Below are 19771 nucleotides of genomic sequence, written 5' to 3'. Positions count from 1 at the left end.
TCAGGTGATGACTCAGGCGGCGCGGCGCTGCTCGCGCGACAGATGCAGTTCAACGGTCGTGCCGCCGCCGGGACAGGCGTGCACGTCGAACGTGGCCTCAATGCGCTGCGCGCGCTCGCGCATGATATGGATGCCGACATGGCTGTCGCCCTTGTCCAGCACGTCCGCGGCGTCGAAGCCGACGCCATTGTCGCTGATGGTCAGGGTAAAATCCTGGTCGTCGGCCAGGCGCACCTCGACGTGGCTGGCCTGGGCGTGCTTGCGGATGTTCGACAGCGCTTCCTGCACGATGAATAATAGCTGCAATTGCTGCTCGCGGGGGAATGGCGCGCCGTCGACGTCAGCCAGCAGCTCGGCGGCGATGCCCGTCTGGCGCCGGAACTTGTCCACCGCCGCGCGCAGGGAGCCGATCAAATCGTCTTCCATCAGGCGGCTGCGGAAGTTGGCCAGCAGTTCGCGCACGTCTTCGTAGCTTTCCTTCACGCCCGCATGCAGGGCCGGCACGATGCCCGCCACCTCGTCGAAACGGGCGTGGCGCACGGAATCGTCGAGCATCTGCACTTGCAGGTTGAGGAAATTGAGGCTTTGCGCGATGCTGTCGTGCAGGCCCTGCGCCACCAGGTTGCGCTCTTCGGAAATGGCCATCTCGCGCTCGCGCGCGGCCAGGCGCAGGTTTTCCAGCGCGATGCCCAGCAACTGGCCCAGCGTTTCCAGCAAGGCCAGCTCGCGCGCGGAAAACACGCGCGCATGGCGGAAATGCAGGTTGAAGAAGCCCAGGTGCTGTTCGTGCGCATGGATATGGAAGACGGAGACGGTGGCAAAGCCCTCGCGGTGGCAGCGCAGCTCGTGCGCCTTGTCGATGCGGCGCATGTCGTGCACCTTCGCCACCTTCATCTCGACGGCCGTGCCGCACAGGCAGTCGCCCACCTTCAGGCAATGCTCGGACGCCACCAGTTCCTCGGACAGGCCCGTGTGCACCACCATGTGCAGGTTGCCCCGCTCGGCGTCGAGCACGCGCACGGTGGAGCCGTCGGCCTCGAAATAATCGACGATGCGCTGCATGAAGCCGCCGCAGATGTCTTCCAAAGGCTGCGGGCGCTGCAAAAAGGCCGCGCTTTCGTACAGCAGCGCCAGTTCGCGGTTGCGGTATTCCAGGGTCGCCGTCTTGCTGCGCACGCCCTCTTCCAGGTTGCCGTACAGCGCCTGCAAGCGGTCGGCCATCTGGTTGAAGCCACTGGCCAGCTGGCCGAATTCGTCATTGCTTTCCACGGCCAGGCGCACGCTGAAGTCGCGTTCCTTCATGCGTTGCATGCCCAGGCGCAGCCGCGTGACGGGCTCGATGATGAGCATGAACATCAGGTAAATCATGCTGACCGTGCCGATGACGGCCATGCCGACCAGGATCAGCTGCGAGGCGCGCAGCCAGAAGGTGCGCTGTTCGCTATCGTGCTCGATCAGGCGCACCAGCTGGTCGACCTGGCCGACGAAGGTGTCGGCGTCATGCTCGAACTGGCGCGCGCGCGCGGAGGAGTCGGCGGCCAGCGCGGCCGGGCGCAAGGCGCCGCGCCAGGCGGCGCCGATGCGCTCGAACTCGGACTTGATGGCGCTGCTGGGCGGCAGAAACAGGGGGCGCTGCGGGTCGCCGTGGCCGATCTTGGCCAGGGTCTCGTCGATCAGCAGCACTTGCTGGCGCGCCTGTTCGCCCGCGTCGCTGGCAAGCAGCAGGGTCAGGCGGTAGGTCTGCATGCGCAGCCGGCCCGTCTCGTTGATGGCGGCCGAACTGCCTTCGAGCTGCCAGGACAGGAACAGGGTGCAGCCGATGGCGCTCAAGGCCAGCACCAGCATGAGCAGCAGCGCGCCGACGATCTTGGTCGACAGCTTCTGCCAGGAGGAGAACATCGCTTTAAATTTCATACACCCTTTACTTGGCACCACCCCGTTCAGCCTCCGGTTTGGGCCATAAAACGGATAATCTTGTCCGGCTGCGTATTGAAATCATGCTGCTGCGGCTTGAGTTCGATGGCGGCGCGGATCGCCGCCTCGATCTGCGCATCCGTGGCCCCGCCGCGCAGCATGGGGCCGAAGGCGAATTTTTCTTCCTGGCCCAGGCACAGGTACAAAGTACCATCGACGGACAGGCGCACGCGGTTGCAGGTGGCGCAAAAATGCTGCGACATGGGCGTGATGAAGCCGATGCTCGAGCGTCCATCCGCTGTCGCCAGGTAGCGCGCCGGCCCGCCACCGAGCTCCATCGCCTGCGGCACCAGGCCGAAACGCGCCGCCAGCCGCTCGCGCACGGGACCGAGCGGCAGGTAGCTGGCATTGCGGCCCGTGCTGCCCATCGGCATGGCTTCGATCAGGCGCAGGATGAAGCGCTGCTCGATGCAAAACGCGGCCATGGCCTCGATCTGGCCGTCATTGACGCCGCGCATGGCGACCATGTTGATCTTGATCGGATCGAAGCCGGCCGCCTTGCCCGCCATCAGGCCGTCCAGAATGGGCTGCAGGCTGTCGCGCCCCGTGATCTGCTGCATGCAGGCGCGGTCCAGCGAATCGAGGCTGACGTTGATGCGGTCCACGCCCGCCGCGCGCAGGGCCACGGCGTGCTTGCCCAATTGAGTGGCATTGGTCGACAGCGACAGATCCTGCATGCCTGGCAGCGCGGACAGCCGCTGCGCCAGCTCGGGCAGATTGCGCCGCAACAGCGGCTCGCCGCCCGTCAGGCGCACGCGGCGCGTGCCGAGGCGAACAAAGATACCCAGCAGGCGTTCGATCTCGTCGAACGTCAGCCAGTCCTTCGGTTCCTCGAAACCGCGAAAGCCCTTGGGCATGCAATAACTGCAGCGCAAATCGCAGCGGTCGGTGACGGACAGCCGCACATAATCGATAGCACGGCCAAAACGGTCCTGCAACTTGACGCTACCCATGACGCTACTCCTGTTTCTTCCTTGATTGTAAAGGCTGGGGCACGATCTGGCTGTGCCCCAGAAGGCCTAGCGGCCTACGCCTTCCGGACTATTGCAGCAATGGACTGGCTGTGCCTTCGAGCTCGATACCCGCAATCTCCGCGCGCCCCACCAGCAAGTGCAGATACTGGTGCACGGCGCGCTGCCACGCGGCGCGCGCCAGGCGGTCGGCGATCTGCGCCTGCACCGCCTCGTAGGCGATGGGCTGGCCTTCGACGCGGCGCAGCACCTGCACGATGTGATAGCCGAAGCGCGTTTCCAGCAAATGGCCGGCCAGCGCGCCCTCTTCCAGGCGGAACAGCAGCGCGTCGAACTCCGGCACGCTCTGGCCCGGCGACAGCTGGCCCAGATTGCCGCCCAGGGCGCCCGACGGGCAGTTCGAATACTGCGCCGCCAGTTCGCCGAAGCGCTCGGGCGCCAGTTTCAAGGCGTCGAGCACGGCTTGCGCCGTCGTGCGCAGCAGCTCCAGCGGCGCCTCGGGCGTCACCTGGAACAGGATGTGGCGCGCCTCGACCAGCGCCCCGCTGCGAAACAGCTGCGGGCGCTGGGCGTAAAAGGTGCGGCAAGCCGCATCGTCGGCGGGCGGCACGCGCACTTCCTGCGCAAACAGCGCCTCGATGCGGTCGTCCATGCTGTCGCCCTGCACGCCGAGGCGCTCGGCCTCTTCTTGCAGCAGCCGGCGCAGCACCAGTTCATGCACGGCCTGTTTCAGCGGATTGCCCGCCTGCTGGTGGTGCGGCAGTTCCTGCTCAATGTCGGCATCGTCGATATCGATGCCATTGACGGAGATTCCCATGATGTAGCTCCTTTCTTAACGGCGGCGCACCAACTGATAGGCGCGGCCCAGGTAAGCAACTGCGCCGAAGCCGCTCCACACGTGCACCAGGCGGGTGAACGGGAAGATGACGAACAGCGACATGCCCATGAACAGGTGCAGCTTGAACACCAGCGGCGCATCGACGATGAAGCTGGCGGCGTCGCCGCGCAGGGTCACGATGTGCTGCGCCCAGTTCATCAGCAAGACCATCATGTGGCCATCCATGTGCGAAGCCGAGACGAAGATCGACGACAGGCCCAGCAGCAAGGTCAGCAGAATCCACACCATCACCAGCTTGTCGCCGGCCGTGGTGACGGCGCGCAGCCGTGCATTGCCGAAGCGGCGCGCCAGCAGGATCAGGATGCCGACCAGGCACAGGCCGCCCATCACGCCGCCGGCCGCCATGGCCACGCCCTGTTTCAGGCTGTGCGACACGCCCAAGGTATCCCATACCCAGACGGGGGTGAGCAAGCCGGCCGCATGGCCGAACAGCAGGCCGATGATGCCGAGGTGAAACAGGATATTGCCCAGGCGCAGGCTGCCTCGATGCAGCAGCTGGCTGGAATCGGACTTCCACGTGTATTGCTCGCGGTCGAAACGGATCAGGCTGCCCAGGAAAAAGATGGCCAGCGCGATGTATGGATAAATGCCATACACAAATTGATGCAAATAATTACTCATGATGTACTCTCCTCATGCGGGCGCAGGCGGCCAATTAAGCGGCGCGCCGCGGCTGCGGGTGAAAATGCACGGGATGAACGCCACCGGGGGTTTGGCGCAGCAATGGCTCGACGCCGTCCGCACCGGGACCGAAGGTTTCCAGCGCTTCATCCATGTCGCGCACCGGCGGTTCGGCCAGCATGTCGGCCGCCACGGGGCTCAGGCGTTCGAGCACCGTGAAGACGGGCGCGTACGGGCTGCCGTTGGCCGTCAGCTTGCGGCCGATGTGGGCCAGCACGTGGACGGCGTCGCCCAGCAGCGGCGCCGAAACCGCCTCGTCGAGCTGCGCCAGGAATTCCAGGAACAGCGGCACGAAGTCGGGCAAGTCGTCGCCCACCATCTGCAGGCCGTGGCGCTTGTATTCCTCCATCAGGTCGACCATGGCCTGGCCCCGGTCGCGCGATTCGCCGTGGATATGCTCGAACAGGTGCAGCGAGTGCGACGGATTGCGGTCGAAGGTGGCCACGTACTGCTGCTGCAGGTCGATCAGGCTGCTGCTTTCCAGGTGCGCCAGCAAGGGCCGCAGCAGCGCGTGCTGCTCCGGCACGGCCGCCAGCGCGGCATCGAGCTGCGGCAGGTGTTCGATCAGCTCGGGCTCGGGATACAGCAGCAGGCGAGAAAGGACTTGATAGTGATGCATAGCGTTTTCCATATGAGCTCCTTAAGCGCCGGGCGCCGTTTTGCGCGACTTCGGCATCTGCATGAAGATGGCCGAACCGTGTTTTTTCTTGCCGAACAAGGTCGCTTCGCTGCTGCCGTCCGAGCAGCCGTTGCCGAAGCTGAAGCCGCACGAACCCTTCTCGTTGAAGCTATCCTCCACCATTTCCTTGTGGCTGCCGGGGATGACGAAGCGGTCTTCGTAATTGGCAATCGCCATGATGTGGTACATGTCCTCCACCTGCGCCTTGGTCAAGCCCACCTGTTTGAGGACCGTGAGGTTTTCCACCTTCTCGACCGTCTTGCTGCGCATGTAGGCGCGCATGGCCAGCATGCGGTCCAGCGCCGAGACGATGGGCGGCTGGTCGCCGGCCGTCAGCAGATTGGCCAGGTACTGCACGGGAATGCGCAGGCTTTGCGTATCGGGCAGCATGCCGTTCACACCCAGCTTGCCCGATTCGGCGGCCGCCTGGATCGGCGACAGCGGCGGCACGTACCACACCATCGGCAAGGTGCGGTATTCGGGATGCAGCGGGAACGCCACTTTCCACTCGACGGCCATCTTGTAGACGGGCGACTTGACGGCCGCTTCCAGCCACAGGTCGGGGATGCCCTGGCGGCGCGCCTCGGCGATGATGGCCGGATCGTGCGGGTCGAGGAACAGGTCCAATTGCGCCTGGTACAGGTCCTGCTCCTGCGGCACGGAGGCGGCGGCCTCGATCCTGTCGGCGTCGTACAGCAACACGCCCAGGTAGCGGATGCGGCCCACGCACGTTTCCGAGCACACGGTAGGCTGGCCCGCTTCGATGCGGGGGAAGCAGAAGGTGCACTTCTCCGCCTTGCCGGACGACCAGTTGTAGTAAATCTTCTTGTACGGGCAACCGGAGATGCACATGCGCCAGCCGCGGCACTTGTCCTGGTCGATCAGCACGATGCCGTCGTCTTCGCGCTTGTACACGGAGCCGGACGGGCAGGACGCCACGCACGTCGGGTTCAGGCAATGCTCGCACAGGCGCGGCAAATACATCATGAAGGTGTTTTCGAAGGTACCGTACATCTCCTTCTGCATGTTGTCGAACAGTTTATCCTTGCTGCGCTGGGCGAATTCGCCGCCCAGGTCATCTTCCCAGTTCGGGCCCCACTCGATCTTCTCCATCTTTTTCCCCGTCAGCACGGAGATCGGGCGGGCCGTCGGCGGCGTCTGCGACAGCGGCGCGCTTTGCAGGTGCTCGTAGTCGTAGGTGAACGGCTCGTAGTACTCGTCGATGGCGGGCAGGTTCGGATTGGCGAAGATATTCGCCAGGATTTTCAGACGGCTGCCCTGGCGCGGCTCGATCCTGCCCGCGTCCGTGCGGCGCCAGCCGCCGTTCCACTTGTCCTGGTTTTCCCACTGCTTCGGATAGCCGATGCCGGGCTTGGTTTCCACGTTGTTGAACCATGCGTACTCGACGCCGTCGCGGCTGGTCCACACGTTCTTGCAGGTGACGGAACAGGTGTGGCAGCCGATGCACTTGTCCAGGTTCAGCACCATGCCGATTTGCGCTCTGATTTTCATACTATGCTCCTTCTTCCTGCAACGGGCCTTCGAGCCAGTCAACCTTGTTCATCTTGCGCACCAATACGAATTCATCGCGGTTGGAGCCCACCGTGCCGTAGTAATTGAAGCCGTACGCCAGCTGGGCGTAGCCGCCGATCATGTGCGTCGGCTTGGGCACGGCGCGCGTCACCGAGTTATGGATGCCGCCCCGCTTGCCCGTCATCTCCGCGCCGGGCACGTTGATGATCTTTTCCTGCGCGTGGTACATCATCGTCATGCCGGCCGGGATGCGCTGGCTGACGATGGCGCGCGCCGTCAGGGTACCGTTCACGTTGAACACTTCGATCCAGTCGTTGTCGACGATGCCGGCCGCCTTCGCGTCGGTTTCCGACAGCCACACGTGCGGTCCGCCGCGCGACAGGGTCAGCATGCGCAGGTTGTCCGAATACGTGGAGTGGATGCCCCACTTCTGGTGCGGCGTCAAAAAGTTCAGCGCCAGTTCCTTGTTGCCGTTCGGGCGGGTACCCAGCAGCGCTTGCGTCGTCTTCGTGTTGATGGCCGGCTTGTACACGCACAGCCCTTCGCCGAAATCGCGCATCCACAGGTGATCCTGGTAAAACTGCTGGCGGCCCGTCAGGGTGCGCCATGGGATCAGTTCATGCACGTTGGTATAGCCGGCCGTGTAGCTGACTTCTTCGCTTTCCAGGCCCGACCAGGTGGGCGAGGAAATGATCTTGCGCGGCTGCGCCTGCACGTCGCGGAAGCGGATGCTGTCATGCTCGCGCGGCAGCGCCAGGTGGGTGTGCTCGCGTCCCGTGATGGCGGACAGCGCGGCCCAGGCTTTCACAGCCACGTGGCCATTCGTTTCCGGCGCCAGCGACAGGATCATTTCGGCCGCATCGATGGCCGTATCGAGGCGCGGCTGGCCCTTCGACACGCCCTCGTCGAGCACCGTGCGGTTGATGCCGCGCAGCACGTCGACTTCATGGCCCGTTTTCCAGGAGATGCCCTTGCCGCCGTTGCCGATGGTTTCCAGCAGCGGGCCGATCGAGGTGAATTTCTTGTAGACGTCGCGGTAATTGCGCTCGACCACCGTCATGTTCGGCATGGTCTTGCCGGGAATGGCGTCGCATTCGCCGGCGCGCCAGTCCTTGGGATCGAAAGGCTGGCCCAGTTCGCCCGGGGTGTCGTGCATCAGCGGCGTGAGGATGATGTCTTGCTGGGTGCCCAGCAGCTCGCCGCCGATTTCCGAGAATTTCTCGGCCAGCCCTTTGTAGATTTCCCAGTCCGACTTCGATTGCCACAGCGGCTGCACGGCTTCCGACAAGGGGTGGATGAAGGGATGCATGTCCGACGTGTTCAAGTCGTCCTTTTCATACCAGGTGGCCGTCGGCAGCACCACGTCGCCGTACAGGCAGGTGGTCGACATGCGGAAGTCCAGCACCACCAGCAGATCGAGCTTGCCTTCGGCGGCCGGGCGCACTTTCACCTGTTTCGGCGTGAGGCAGTCGTCTTCGTCGCTGAGCAAGCCATTCTGCGTGCCGAGCAGGTATTTCAGGAAGTACTCGTGGCCCTTGCCCGAGCTACCGAGGATGTTCGAGCGCCAGACGAACATATTGCGCGGGAAGTTGGCCGGGTTGTCCGGGTCGTCGCACGAGAACTGCAACTGGCCCGCCTTGATCTGGTCGAGCGCATACGCGGCCGGCGCCTGCCCTGCCGCCTTGGCGGCCTTGGCCACTTCCAGCGGATTGGTCTGCAGCTGCGGCGCCGATGGCAGCCAGCCCATGCGCTCGGCCTTGGCGTTGTAGTCGAGCAGGGTCAGGTCGCCCGTGCCGCCGGCCGCCGATGGCGAGGCGATATCGCCCGTTTCCAGCTTTTCATGGCGCCACTGGCTCGTGTGGGCATAGAAGAACGAGGTGCCGTTCATCTGGCGCATCGGGCGCACCCAGTCCTGGGCGAAGGCCAGCGGCGTCCAGCCCGTTTGCGGACGCAGTTTTTCCTGGCCCACGTAATGGGCCCAGCCGCCGCCCGACTGGCCGATACAGCCGCACATCATCAGCATGTTGATGATGCCGCGATACGTCATGTCCATGTGGTACCAGTGATTCAGGCCGGCGCCCACGATGACCATGCTCTTGCCGCGCGTCTGGTCGGCGTTTTGCGCGAACTGGCGCGCCACGGTGATGACGTCGGCGCGTTTCACGCCCGTGTGCTTTTCCTGCCATGCGGGGGTGTAGGGCACGTCGTCGTCATAGCTTTCCGCGACATTGGCACCGCCGAGGCCACGGTCGATGCCGTAGTTGGCCAGGGTCAGGTCGAACACGGTGGTGACGAGGCCCGTCGTGCCATCGGCCAGGCGGATGGTTTTCACCGGCACCTTGCGCAGCAACATGTCGGCCGCATCCTTGCCGCCGAAGTAGGCAAAGCCCACTTCCGTGACGGCGTCGCTGTCGCTGATCAGGGAGAGCATCGGCACGATAGGTTCGCCGCTGCCGCCCGCTTTTTGCTCCAGGTTCCATTTGCCCGACTCGCCCCAGCGAAAGCCGATCGAGCCGGCCGGCGCCGTGATCGCACCCGTGGTCTCGTCGATGACGAGGGTTTTCCATTCCGGGTTGTTGCTTTCGTCGAGGTTGTTGTCCAGGTGCGAAGCGCGCAGGAAGTAGTCGGGCACCAGGGTGCCGTTATGCTCCTTGAGCAGCACCAGCATGGGGAAGTCCGTGTACTGGCGCGCATAGTCGCGGAAGTAGGCGCTCTGCCCTTCCGAGTGGAACTCCTTGAGGATCACGTGGCCCATGGCCAGCGCCAGCGCGGCATCCGTGCCCTGCTTCGGCGCCAGCCAGATGTCGCCGAACTTCACCATTTCGCCGTAGTCGGGCGAGATGGCCACGGTCTTCGTGCCCTTGTAGCGCACTTCCGTGTAGAAGTGGGCGTCCGGCGTGCGCGTCATCGGCACGTTCGAGCCCCACACCATCAGATAGGTCGAGTTGTACCAGTCGGCCGATTCCGGCACGTCCGTCTGCTCGCCCCACACTTGCGGGCTGGCCGGCGGCAAGTCGCAGTACCAGTCATAGAAACTCAGGGCCACGCCGCCGATCAGCGACAGATAGCGCGTGCCGGAGGCGTAGCTGACCATGGACATGGCGGGAATCGGCGAAAAGCCGACGACGCGGTCCGGGCCGTATTTCTTGATCGTCAGCGCATTTGCGGCGGCGATGATTTCATTCGATTCATCCCAGGTGGCGCGCACGAAGCCGCCCAGGCCGCGGATGGATTTGTACTGCTGCGAGCGCACCGGGTCCTGGCTGATCCAGTCCCAGGCCGTGACGGGGTCCATGGTCTTGCGCGCTTCGCGCCACATTTCCATCAGGCGGCCGCGCACCATCGGGTATTTCACGCGCTGCGCCGAATACACGTACCAGGAATAGCTGGCGCCGCGCGGGCAGCCGCGCGGCTCGTGGTTGGGCAGGTCGGGCCGCGTGCGCGGATAATCGGTTTGCTGGGTTTCCCAGGTGATCAGGCCATTCTTGACATACACCTTCCAGCTGCACGAGCCGGTACAGTTCACGCCATGCGTGGAGCGCACGATCTTGTCGTGCTGCCAGCGCTGGCGGTAGGCGTTTTCCCAGGTGCGGTCTTCATCGACCACGGTGCCATGGCCGTTCGAGAACGGCTCGGCGGACTTGCTAAAAAATTTAAGGCGGTCCAGAAAATGACTCATGCTACCTCCACATTGCGCCGCGGGCAGCGGCGCCGGGTCTCAAAAAACGCTGCAAGCAGGATGGCTCGAGCGTCGATACAAACAGTCTATCGATGCGCCCTGCCCGGCGGTATTGGCAAGAAGTCGGTTTCCGGCGCCAGGAATGCATAGGCGCGTAGTCACCCGGATAGTCACTCTTGCCTATGGGCGCGGCGCGCATGCTGCGGTATATCTGTCACCATCGCTGCCGCCATCATTCAACCAGGAGAAAAACCATGTCGATTACCGATTACGCCAGCCTGCTGCGCAGCGCCCGCAACCAGGAGCAGCCGCAACGCCTGCTGTTCACCTTTACCCAGGCGCAGGCCCAGCCCGGCGGCCAGGGCAAGTCGCTCACGCCCGTGATGTGCGCCGACAAGCTGCCCGAGGAACTGGACAGCTTCGAGACGTTAAAGGAGGAGTCGAAACAGATGCAGACGCACTGGGACGTGGTCTTCGTGGCGGGACTGGCGGGTCGCGAAGGCCAGCCGCCGGCGGCGCAGGAATGCGAGGCGCCCCTGCGCGCCATGGTGACGGCCATCGAGCAAGGCCGCATCGACAGCCTGCTGGCGTTTGACCGCAGCGGGGATTTGCTGCGGTTTAGCTGAGTCTATGGTTTCAAAACCTGAGAAAACCGTCGCGAGCGGATGGGAGCTGTGGCTAAGAAGCGCAGCTGTGCTTTAGCACAGTGAGCATCGCAGGCCGCAGATCGCGACGCGCAGCAGGTTTTGTCAGGTTTTACCAGGGCGCTCGTGCAGGTGGCGCGCGCGCTCGATAGGACACACCAGCGGCAAAAACTGCTGCTGGCGCGCCGAATACGCCATCAGCGCCCCGCTGTCGATGTCGAAATACCATCCATGTAATTTCAACACCCCCTGCTCCACCCGGCGCTTCAGCCATGGATAGGTGAGCAGGTTGTCCAGCGACTGCAGGATGCTGGCCAGCTCGCACGCGTGGTGCTGTTCCGCCGACGAGCGGTGCGCCAGTTCGCGCCGCACGCGCTGCGCCACCGGTTCGGCGATGCGCATCCACTGTCCCACGAAGTCCGTTTCCTGGCCTTCCGCGCGCGGCTGCGGTTCCAGCAGCGCGCGGATGCCGCCGCAGCGCGCGTGGCCCAGCACGATGACCCTGGCCACTTCCAGCTTGCAGACGGCGAACTCGATGGCCGAACTGACGCCGGGCGGCGCGTCGGGCGTGCATGGCGGCACCAGGTTGGCGATATTGCGCACAACGAACATGTCGCCCGGGTCGCTGCCCGTCAGCAGCATGGGGTCGACCCGCGAATCGCAGCAGCCGATCAGCAAGGTCGAGGGCCGCTGCCCGTCGCGCAGGCTGTCGTACAAGGTTTGCGGCTCGCTGAAATACTGCTGCTGAAACAGGCTGAAGCCGTTGACGAATTTTTCCAGTTCTTCCATCACATACTCTCATTTCCTGAACGCCTGGCAAGAACGACTTGCCAGGCGTCCTAACTAGCAAGGCATGGGTGCGTTCTTGCGCGCATAGCACCACCAGGTGATGGCGATGCAGCTGACATAAAAGCCGATGAAGCACCACAGGGCCGCGTCGGGGCTGCCCGTCAGCGCAATCGACGTGCCATAGCTTTTCGGGATGAAGAAAGCGCCGTAGGCCGCCACGGCCGAGGTGAAGCCCAGGACGGCGGCGCCCTCCTTGTTGGCGTCGACGATGGCCTGCTCCTGCGCCGCCTTGCCCTTGCCGGCCGCCGCGCGCTGGTGTTCCGTCAGGAAGATCACGGGGATCATGCGGAAGGTCGACGCGTTGCCGATGCCGGTGCCGGCGAACAGCAGCATGAACATCCAGAAGAAGCCATTGAAGCTGCCACCCGCGCCCGCCTGCGGCATGAAATACAGCACGCCCAGCACGGCGCCTATCATCAGCAGGAACGACCATAACGTGACGCGGGCGCCGCCCAGTTTGTCGGAAATCACGCCGCCGGCCACCCTCGCCAGCGCGCCGACCAAAGGACCGAGGAAGGCGTAATCGAGCGGGTTCACGTCGGGGAACTGGATCTTGATCAGCAGCGGAAACGCGGCCGAATAACCGATGAAGGAGCCGAAGGTGCCCGTGTACAGCCAGCACATGAGCCAGTTATGCTTGCGCTTGAAGATCACGGCCTGTTCGGAAAACGAGGCCTTCGCCGACGCCAGGTCGTTCATGCCGAACCAGGCCAGCAAGGTGCTCAAGGCGATGAACGGCACCCAGATGAAGCCCGCGTTTTGCAGCCACATCTCCTTGCTCACGCCATTTTTCACCCAGGTGAGCGAATCGCCGCCCCAGGCGCCGAAGACGGCGAAGGTGATCACCAGCGGCACGACGAACTGCACCACCGACACGCCCAGGTTGCCCAGGCCGGCATTCATGCCCAGCGCGAAACCCTTGCTCGACTTTGGGTAGAAAAAGCTGATGTTGGCCATCGACGAGGCGAAATTGCCGCCGCCGAAGCCGCACAGCAGCGCCAGGATCAGCATGGTGGGGTAGCCCGTGTTCACGTCCTGCACGGCCAGGCCGATGCCGATGGCGGGAATCAGCAGCGAGCCGGTGGAAATGGCCGTCCAGCGGCGCCCGCCGAAGATCGGCACCATGAACGAATAAAAGATGCGCAAGGTGGCGCCGGACAGGCCCGGCAAGGCCGTCAGCCAGAACAGCTGGTTGTTACTGTAGGTAAAGCCGATGTTGGGCAGGTTGACCACCACCACGCTCCACACCATCCACACGGCGAACGCCAGCAGCAGCGCGGGAATCGAGATCCACAGATTGCGCGCGGCCGTGGCCTTGCCCGTGTTTTGCCAGAAACTGGGAGTCTCAGGCTCCCACGTATTGATCATGTAGCGGCTCATGCTTTTACTCCTGCAGGTTGAGGGATAGTCGCCGCGCGCAGCGGCTTGAACGAAAAATGCATCCAGACGAGGGAAACGCAGACGGTGCCGTACAGGAGCATGAAGGAGCTCGAACGCACGCCGGTGAAGTCCACCAGGGCGCCGAACATCACGGGCAGGATGAAGCCACCGAGACCGCCGGCCAGGCCGACCACGCCCGAGACGGCGCCGATGTTGTCGGAAAAATCATCGCCGATGAACTTGAAGACGGACGCCTTGCCCACGGCCATGGCGATGCCGACGATGAACAGCAGCACGGTGAACCACAGCGGCGACAGGCCGATATGGAAGGCCAGCGGACCCGTGACGGTTTCCACCACCATCTGGGTTTGCGGATACGACAGCAGGAAGAAGCACACCCAGCACACCCACATCACGGCCCAGGTGACTTTCGCCGCGCCGTATTTGTCCGAGATCCAGCCGCCCATCGCGCGCAGCACGCCGCCGGGCAGCGAGAAGCAGGCCGCCAGCAGCGCCGCGTGCTTCAAATCAAAACCGTATTCGGCCACGTAGTACTTCGTCATCCACAGGGCCAGCGCCACGTAGCCGCCGAACACCACCGAGTAGTACTGGCAGTAGCGCCACACGCGCGGATCCTTCAACACCTTCATCTGCGCGGAAAAGCTCTCGCCCGATGGGGCCAGGTGCGATTTGTCCGTGTACGAGAACAGCCAGAAGAGGATGGCCGTGGCCAGCATGGCCACCGCATACACCTTGGGCAACATTTGCCAGCCGAAGGCGGCGACGATGCCCGGCGCGACGAACTTGGTCAGCGCGGAACCGGAGTTGCCGGCGCCGAAGATACCCATCGCCAGGCCGCGACGCTCCTTTTCGTACCAGCGCGCCACGTAGGGCGTGCCGACGGAAAACGAGCCGCCCGCCAGGCCGACGAACATGCCCAGCACGAGGAAATGCCAGTAGGCGGTGGCGTAGGAAATCAGGTAGATCGGCACCACGCTGGCCAGCATCAGCCAAAAGAAGACGCGGCGTCCGCCGTATTTGTCCGTCCAGATGCCCAGCGGCACGCGCACGAGGGAGCCCGTCAGCACGGGCATGGCGGCCAGCAGGCCAAATTGTGTCTCAGTCAAGCCCAGGCTGGTCTTGATGGGGATGCCCAGTACGGCAAACATCATCCAGACCGCGAAGCAGATGGTAAACGCGAAGGTACTGCTGACCAATACGGAAGCCTGCTTGCGCCGCATGCCCCCTTCCACTGCCGTGTTGTTACTGTTGTTCTTAGTGCCATCTAGGGTAGCCACGATGTTTCTCCATGAATGCACTGGCCGTCTGGCCAGCCGTCCCGACCAGCTTACGTGGCGAAGGGGAAAGCCACTATCGGTCACAGGGTGATTCTGGAAAGGCAATCTGGATAGCCGCATCGGCAAAAGTGACTAGATGGCGCGGCACGAACCTAGCCTGGATGGCGGGTGTTTTACAAACGGATATATTTTTGGCACACTCGGCGCCTGGAGAAAAGGAGCGGCATGGAGAACAGGGACGACACGCAGCAGATCATCACCCGCGCGGCGCGGCCTGGCGACGTGGACGCCATGCTGGCCTGCGATGCGTATGCGCAGGCACACGCCAGCCGGGGCGACGCCGTGCGCGCCGCCGTCGGCCAGGACCACTGCCAGGTGGCCATCCGCGCTGGCCAGGTGGTCGGCTATGCGCTCACGCACGGCGATTTCTTCGGCCACGCTTTTGTCTCGCTGGTGGTGGTCTCGCCCGGGCAGCAGCGGCGCGGCGTGGGCTTGCGCCTGCTGGCGGCGGCCGAAGCCGCGTGCCGGACAGGGAAAATATTCAGCTCGACGAACGAGAGCAACCTGGCCGCGCAACGGCTGTTCGCCCGCGCGGGCTTCGTGCGCAGCGGCCAGATCGACCATCTCGACGAGGGCGATCCGGAACTCGTGTACGTCAAGTTCCTGCGCTGAGGACCGTCCTCCCGAAGGCGTATGGCGCGGCGCGCCAAAGACGGCTATGCTGGCGCCACCGTCAATCAACGCCCACCACATCACGCATGGATTATCTGAGCCTCAAGCATTTCCACATGGGCTGCGCCGCCACCAGCGGCGCGCTGTTCCTCCTGCGCGGCGCCTGGATGCTGCGCGCCTCGCCCGCCTTGCAGCAGCGCTGGGTGAAAGTGCTGCCGCACCTGGTCGACACGGCCCTGCTGGCCAGCGCCATCGCCCTGGCCGTGTGGAGCGGCCAGTCGCCGGGCAGCCAGCCATGGCTGGCCGCCAAGCTGTGCGCGCTGCTGGCCTACATCGTGCTGGGCACCATCGCCCTGAAACGCGGCAAGACGCCGGCCGTGCGCGGCACCGCCTTCGCGCTCGCCGTGCTGGTCTTCGCCTACATCGTCGCCGTGGCCGTCACCAGGCAGGCCTGGCCACTGTGAGGCATCAGAAGATGTAGCGCAGCGTGACGCTGGCGTTGCGCGGCGCGCCCCAGTAAGCCTGGTTATACATGCCGATCTGGCTGTAGTAATGCTTGTCGAACAGGTTGTTGATGTTCGCCTGCAGCGACAGCTGGCGCGACAGCGCATATTTGGCCATCAGGCTGGCCACGGCATAACCGCCCTGCTCCACGCGCTGCGTGCCCTTCGGCCCCGAGGCATCGCGGTAGGCGCCGCTCTGCCAGTTCACGCCGCCGCCCACGGACAAGGCGCGCCAGCCGCCAGGCAGCTGGTATGTGGAAAACACGCGCGCCAGGGTCTGCGGCACATAGCTGTTCAGGCGTGCGCCCGTGTTGTCCTCGGCCGCCGCATGCGACACGCTGGCCGATACGTTCCAGCCCCGTGCCATCTCGCCCGACAGATCCAGCTCGATACCCTTGCTGGTGGTGCCCGACGCCGCGTAGTACGCCTGCGTCAGCGAATTGCCGACAAAATGCCCCGTGTCTTCCTGCGCCAGGCCATCTTGCGCGATGCGGAACACGGCCAGCGCCGCATTGAGCTTGCCGCCGAAATATTCGCCCTTCACGCCCGCTTCCAGATTCTTGCCCTGTACGGGATCGAGGTAGCGGCCGGCACGGTCCTGATAGCCCTGCGGCTTGAAGATCTTGCTGTAGCTGGTGTAGAGCGCATGCTGCGCGTCGATATCCCACACCAGGCCCGCATACGGCGTGACGGCATGCTTGGCATACGCGTAGCTGCCGCCCCAGTCATCCACATGGTCCGCCTTGTAGCGGCTGTAGCGCGCGCCAACGATCAGTTTCAAGGAATCGGCCAGTGAAAAGCGCGCCGTGCCATAGATGCCGCGCTGCTGCACCGTGTCGAGCAGCTTCCAGCGCGAGAAGCCGGGATCGTTCCAGTCCGGCTCCGGCGCCACGCCCTGCCACTGGCCAAAATTGCCGTAATCGACGCTGCCGCCAGCGATGCCCGGATTGCTGGCGAACTGCTTGCTGCCCGAGACGCCGAATGCCAGGTCATGCGTGCGCCCCAGCAGTTGGACCGGTCCCTGCACATAGGCGTCGACGCTGTCCTGGCGCCGCGTGCCTGAATAAAAGCCGGGGCTGCCCTTCATGCCCTGCCCCGTGGCCTTGTCGGGCCACAGGTAGGCGAAGGTCTCGGCAGCCGAGTAATTGCCCCAGCCGTGATTCAGCATGGCCGTCAGGTTCCAGCCGCCGCCCAGTTCCTGCTCCAGGCGCAAAAAAGCCGTCTGGCTGGTGCTGAACCAGCGGCTCCAGGTGGCGGCCGTGGTGGCGGAACGGGAAAACGTGGCGCGCTCGCCATCCGCATACCACAGCGGCAAGCCGCCGTACATGCCGCCGCGCGGACGGTTGTCCTGGTATTCATAGCCGGCGATCAGCACGCTGCCGGGCGCCAGGTCCGCTTCCACGGTGGCGTAGGCCATGGCTTTCTTGCCGTGATACAGGTTCACATACGATTCGCTGTCCTGGTAGCTGGCCACGACCCGCCCGCGCACCTTGCCGTCCGCAGTCAAAGGCGTGGACAGGTCCGCGCTGGCGCGCGCGTTGTTCCAGGAACCCAGGCTCAGGGCGGCCGCGCCGGCCAGCTGCCTCGACGACGCACGCTTGCGCACCAGGTTGATGGTGGCCGACGGCTCGCCAGCGCCCGTCAGCAGACCCGTGGCGCCGCGCACGATCTCGACCCGGTCGTAGGCCGTCATGTCCAGGGTGCTGTCGCCCACGCTGAACGCATTGTCGACCGTGGTGGGGATGCCGTCGTACTGGTAGCTGGCGATGGAAAAGCCGCGCGCGAAGAACGAGGTGCGGTCGCTGTCGTAGCGGTTGATGGCCACGCCGGCCGCGTTTTGCAGCACCTCTTCCACCGTTTGCAGGTTCTGGTCATCCATCTGCTGGCGCGTGACCACGCTGACCGCTTGCGGCGTCTCGCGCACGGACAGGCCCAGACGCGTGGCCGAGCGCATGCTCTGCGTCGTATACGAGCCGCTGCCTTCCGTCGCGCCGTTCGCATCAAAGCTGGCGCTGACCTTCATCTCGGGCATGGTCTGGCCGCCATCGGCCGCCGCCACGTCAAGCACATAACCGCCATTTGCCTGCGGCACGGCGCGCAAGCCCGAGCCGGCGACGATGGCGCCCAGTGCCTCGGGCACGCTGTAACTGCCCGCCAGCCCGGCGCTGCGCTTGCCCGCCACCGTGGCGGCCTGGTAGGAAATCATGGTGCCCGTCTCCTGGCCGAAGCGCACCAGCACCTGTTCCAGGGTGCCGGCGGGTATGGCCAGCTCGATGCGCGCCGCATTGGCTGCCTGGGCAAGGGGCGCGGCGGCGGAGGCGCCGCTGGCGGCGAGCAGCCACAGGGCGTGGCTGACGGCCAGCGCCGCCACGCTGTGGCGGCATGTGCGGGAAACGGAAGAGGTGTAAATAGGTGTTGTGCTGGGCATGCGGACTGTTTTCCTGAAAGTGAATGAAGGGTTCACTCGCTATGTCACGCGAGAATCGAAAACCCCTCAGTTTTTCGGAAAATAATCATGGATTCTTCCGATGCGGCACCACGCTCACCCAGAAGCGCGTGGTCTGACGCATGCCGACGGGCAAGGTGCGCGTCAGCATGTCCAGCACCTGTGCCGTGTCGGCCAGCGGGTAGATGCCGGACACGCGCAGGTGGGCCACGGCCGGGTCGCAGGCAAGGCGGCCATGCCGGTAGCGGGCCAGCTCGCCGACGAAATCGGCCAGCGGCATGTCGTGCGCCACCAGCATGCCGGCCGTCCACGCGTCCGCGCCCGCAGGCAGAGCCTGCACGGGGCCGACGCCCGCCACCGTGAAGCTGGCCTGCTGGCCGGCGTCCAGCCTGCGCGCCGCACCGGGCGCCTGCTCCGGCAGGATCTGCACGGCGCCTTCGAACACGCCCAGTTGCGTGCATTCGCCCTGCACCCGCACGGCAAAGCGCGTGCCCACCGGCTGCAAACGGCCCTGCGCCGTGCGCACGAAAAAGGGCCGGCCCGCCGCATCGCGCGCCGTGCTGACCATGATCTCGCCTTTGAGCACCGTCACCAGGCGCTGGCCCGCGTCGAAACGCACGTCGATGCTCGACGCCGTATTCAGGGCGATGCGCGTGCCGTCCTCCAGCACAATGTGGCGCAATTCGCCCGTGCCCGTGCGGTAATCGGCGAGCCAGAAGCGCGCCTGCCCGTCGCCGCCCGCCAGCCAGGCGCCGCCGCCCACGGCCAGCAGCGCCAGCAGCTTGAGCGACTGGCGCCGCGCCGCATTCGCCTGCGCGTGCAGCGGCTTGCGCGCCAGCGTGCCGTGCGCCAGCGGCGCGGGCAAGGCACGCATGCGCGCCATGCAGCCTTCCACGTGCTGCCAGGCTTGCTCGTTTTCCGGGTCGCTGTCGCGCCAGGCGCGCCAGGCCTGCTCCACCTCGGGCGCGCAATCGCTGGCCTGCAGGCGCACCAGCCATTCGACAGCCTGCAGGCTGGCCGCTTCCGGTGCGGCGTTGCCAGGCATGCTCATGCCGGCGGCTGGGAGAAAAAGCACTGGTGCATGGCTTTCACCAGGTAGCGCTGCACGGTGGCGAGAGAAATATTCAGTTCGACGGCAATGGCCGCCTGCGGCATGCCGTCGAGCTGCGACAGCAGGAAGGCGCGGCGCACGGGCGGCGCCAGGCCATCGAGGCGGCGGTCGATGTCGAACAGCGCTTCGAGCAGGATCGCCTGCGCCTCCGGGTCCGGCGCGCACTGCGCCGGCAAGCTGGCCAAGGTTTCCAGGTAAGCCGCTTCCAGGTCGCGCCGCCGGTACAGATTGCCCAGCACGCCCTTGGCCACCGTCGTCAGGAAGGCACGCGGCTCGCGTGCGGCGATGCGCTCCTCGCGGTTGAGCAGGCGCATGAAGGTGTCGTGCGCCACGTCGGCCGCGTCAAAGGCGTTGCCCAGCTTGTGCCGCAGCCAGCCTTGCAGCCAGCGGTGATGATCGTGATACAGGCTGCCCACCTCTTGGTGAACGCCGGGTTGGGCTGCCGACACGTCG

General features: G+C 64.9%; 16 protein-coding genes. 3 read left to right on the top strand and 13 right to left on the bottom strand.

Going from position 1 to position 19771, the window contains the following annotated elements; translation table 11 throughout:
- Positions 1 to 12: 12 nt before the first annotated feature.
- From J0O65_RS21145 to J0O65_RS21115, 7 genes are all read right to left on the bottom strand, one after another.
- On the bottom strand, positions 13 to 1914 hold the full coding sequence (locus tag J0O65_RS21145) for a type IV pili methyl-accepting chemotaxis transducer N-terminal domain-containing protein (RefSeq protein WP_215409168.1): 1902 nt from the start codon (positions 1912 to 1914) through the stop codon (positions 13 to 15).
- Positions 1915 to 1940: 26 nt separating this feature from the next.
- Positions 1941 to 2927, bottom strand: coding sequence for a GTP 3',8-cyclase MoaA (gene moaA / locus J0O65_RS21140; protein ID WP_215409167.1), 987 nt, complete (start codon positions 2925 to 2927; stop codon positions 1941 to 1943).
- Between the two features lie 88 nt (positions 2928 to 3015).
- Entirely contained in the window at positions 3016 to 3762 is a 747-nt protein-coding gene (locus J0O65_RS21135; RefSeq protein WP_215409166.1) for a peptidylprolyl isomerase, read from the bottom strand.
- 15 nt (positions 3763 to 3777) lie between these two features.
- A complete protein-coding gene (gene narI / locus J0O65_RS21130) occupies positions 3778 to 4464 on the bottom strand; it encodes a respiratory nitrate reductase subunit gamma (protein WP_215409165.1) in 687 nt (228 codons plus the stop codon).
- Positions 4465 to 4498: 34 nt separating this feature from the next.
- Positions 4499 to 5143, bottom strand: coding sequence for a nitrate reductase molybdenum cofactor assembly chaperone (narJ, locus tag J0O65_RS21125; RefSeq protein ID WP_215409164.1), 645 nt, complete (start codon positions 5141 to 5143; stop codon positions 4499 to 4501).
- Positions 5144 to 5164: 21 nt separating this feature from the next.
- The gene (narH, locus tag J0O65_RS21120) at positions 5165 to 6715 is read right to left on the bottom strand and encodes a nitrate reductase subunit beta (RefSeq protein WP_215409163.1); all 1551 of its coding nucleotides are present in this window, start codon (positions 6713 to 6715) and stop codon (positions 5165 to 5167) included.
- Position 6716: 1 nt separating this feature from the next.
- Positions 6717 to 10415 carry a nitrate reductase subunit alpha gene (locus J0O65_RS21115; protein ID WP_215409162.1) on the bottom strand — a complete coding sequence of 1233 codons (3699 nt, stop codon included), beginning with the start codon at positions 10413 to 10415 and terminating at the stop codon, positions 6717 to 6719.
- A gap of 254 nt (positions 10416 to 10669) precedes the next feature.
- Here J0O65_RS21115 and J0O65_RS21110 point away from each other — a divergent pair, with 254 nt between their 5' ends.
- The gene (locus tag J0O65_RS21110; protein ID WP_092716324.1) at positions 10670 to 11041 is read left to right on the top strand and encodes a ribonucleotide reductase subunit alpha; all 372 of its coding nucleotides are present in this window, start codon (positions 10670 to 10672) and stop codon (positions 11039 to 11041) included.
- Positions 11042 to 11164: 123 nt separating this feature from the next.
- Here J0O65_RS21110 and J0O65_RS21105 read toward each other — a convergent pair whose 3' ends face one another.
- Genes J0O65_RS21105 through J0O65_RS21095 form a run of 3 tightly spaced genes read right to left on the bottom strand, consistent with a single transcriptional unit; the run spans position 11165 to position 14529 of the window.
- Complete coding sequence (locus J0O65_RS21105; protein ID WP_152254038.1) at positions 11165 to 11848, bottom strand: carbonic anhydrase; 684 nt, start codon at positions 11846 to 11848, stop codon at positions 11165 to 11167.
- 54 nt (positions 11849 to 11902) lie between these two features.
- Positions 11903 to 13288, bottom strand: coding sequence for a NarK family nitrate/nitrite MFS transporter (locus tag J0O65_RS21100; RefSeq protein ID WP_215409161.1), 1386 nt, complete (start codon positions 13286 to 13288; stop codon positions 11903 to 11905).
- Complete coding sequence (locus J0O65_RS21095; RefSeq protein WP_215409417.1) at positions 13285 to 14529, bottom strand: MFS transporter; 1245 nt, start codon at positions 14527 to 14529, stop codon at positions 13285 to 13287. The genes J0O65_RS21100 and J0O65_RS21095 overlap by 4 nt, the downstream gene beginning before the upstream one ends.
- 282 nt (positions 14530 to 14811) lie before the next feature.
- Here J0O65_RS21095 and J0O65_RS21090 point away from each other — a divergent pair, with 282 nt between their 5' ends.
- Both J0O65_RS21090 and J0O65_RS21085 read left to right on the top strand, forming a co-directional pair.
- Positions 14812 to 15258, top strand: coding sequence for a GNAT family N-acetyltransferase (locus J0O65_RS21090; protein WP_215409160.1), 447 nt, complete (start codon positions 14812 to 14814; stop codon positions 15256 to 15258).
- A gap of 86 nt (positions 15259 to 15344) precedes the next feature.
- Complete coding sequence (locus tag J0O65_RS21085; RefSeq protein ID WP_215409159.1) at positions 15345 to 15722, top strand: SirB2 family protein; 378 nt, start codon at positions 15345 to 15347, stop codon at positions 15720 to 15722.
- A 4-nt stretch (positions 15723 to 15726) separates the two neighbouring features.
- Here the strand turns inward: J0O65_RS21085 and J0O65_RS21080 are convergent, their stop codons facing one another.
- The 3 genes from J0O65_RS21080 to J0O65_RS21070 all read right to left on the bottom strand — a co-directional run bounded on the left by J0O65_RS21080 (position 15727) and on the right by J0O65_RS21070 (position 19767).
- Positions 15727 to 18189, bottom strand: coding sequence for a TonB-dependent siderophore receptor (locus tag J0O65_RS21080; protein ID WP_215409158.1), 2463 nt, complete (start codon positions 18187 to 18189; stop codon positions 15727 to 15729).
- An 85-nt stretch (positions 18190 to 18274) separates the two neighbouring features.
- Positions 18275 to 19258 carry a FecR domain-containing protein gene (locus J0O65_RS21075; RefSeq protein WP_215409157.1) on the bottom strand — a complete coding sequence of 328 codons (984 nt, stop codon included), beginning with the start codon at positions 19256 to 19258 and terminating at the stop codon, positions 18275 to 18277.
- Positions 19255 to 19767 (bottom strand): sigma-70 family RNA polymerase sigma factor, encoded by a 513-nt coding sequence (locus J0O65_RS21070; RefSeq protein WP_215409156.1) that lies wholly within the window; start codon positions 19765 to 19767, stop codon positions 19255 to 19257. The genes J0O65_RS21075 and J0O65_RS21070 overlap by 4 nt, the downstream gene beginning before the upstream one ends.
- Positions 19768 to 19771 lie beyond the last annotated feature (4 nt).

The organism is Janthinobacterium sp. JC611, from assembly GCF_018682595.1.
In the GTDB taxonomy this organism is placed as follows: Bacteria; Pseudomonadota; Gammaproteobacteria; order Burkholderiales; family Burkholderiaceae_D; genus Janthinobacterium.
The sequence above is the reverse complement of the archived record's forward strand: the minus strand, read 5'-3'. Positions and strand labels throughout refer to the sequence as shown.

Excerpts from the sequence above, each read along its gene's own strand:
- J0O65_RS21095 (WP_215409417.1), bottom strand. The coding sequence starts at position 14,529 with ATGCGGCGCAAGCAGGCTTCCGTATTGGTCAGCAGTACCTTCGCGTTT.
- J0O65_RS21075 (WP_215409157.1), bottom strand. The coding sequence starts at position 19,258 with ATGAGCATGCCTGGCAACGCCGCACCGGAAGCGGCCAGCCTGCAGGCT.
- narH (WP_215409163.1), bottom strand. The coding sequence starts at position 6,715 with ATGAAAATCAGAGCGCAAATCGGCATGGTGCTGAACCTGGACAAGTGC.
- J0O65_RS21080 (WP_215409158.1), bottom strand. The coding sequence starts at position 18,189 with ATGCCCAGCACAACACCTATTTACACCTCTTCCGTTTCCCGCACATGC.
- J0O65_RS21100 (WP_215409161.1), bottom strand. The coding sequence starts at position 13,288 with ATGAGCCGCTACATGATCAATACGTGGGAGCCTGAGACTCCCAGTTTC.
- narJ (WP_215409164.1), bottom strand. The coding sequence starts at position 5,143 with ATGCATCACTATCAAGTCCTTTCTCGCCTGCTGCTGTATCCCGAGCCC.
- moaA (WP_215409167.1), bottom strand. The coding sequence starts at position 2,927 with ATGGGTAGCGTCAAGTTGCAGGACCGTTTTGGCCGTGCTATCGATTAT.
- J0O65_RS21085 (WP_215409159.1), top strand. The coding sequence starts at position 15,345 with ATGGATTATCTGAGCCTCAAGCATTTCCACATGGGCTGCGCCGCCACC.
- J0O65_RS21135 (WP_215409166.1), bottom strand. The coding sequence starts at position 3,762 with ATGGGAATCTCCGTCAATGGCATCGATATCGACGATGCCGACATTGAG.
- J0O65_RS21145 (WP_215409168.1), bottom strand. The coding sequence starts at position 1,914 with ATGAAATTTAAAGCGATGTTCTCCTCCTGGCAGAAGCTGTCGACCAAG.
- J0O65_RS21115 (WP_215409162.1), bottom strand. The coding sequence starts at position 10,415 with ATGAGTCATTTTCTGGACCGCCTTAAATTTTTTAGCAAGTCCGCCGAG.
- narI (WP_215409165.1), bottom strand. The coding sequence starts at position 4,464 with ATGAGTAATTATTTGCATCAATTTGTGTATGGCATTTATCCATACATC.
- J0O65_RS21110 (WP_092716324.1), top strand. The coding sequence starts at position 10,670 with ATGTCGATTACCGATTACGCCAGCCTGCTGCGCAGCGCCCGCAACCAG.
- J0O65_RS21105 (WP_152254038.1), bottom strand. The coding sequence starts at position 11,848 with ATGGAAGAACTGGAAAAATTCGTCAACGGCTTCAGCCTGTTTCAGCAG.
- J0O65_RS21090 (WP_215409160.1), top strand. The coding sequence starts at position 14,812 with ATGGAGAACAGGGACGACACGCAGCAGATCATCACCCGCGCGGCGCGG.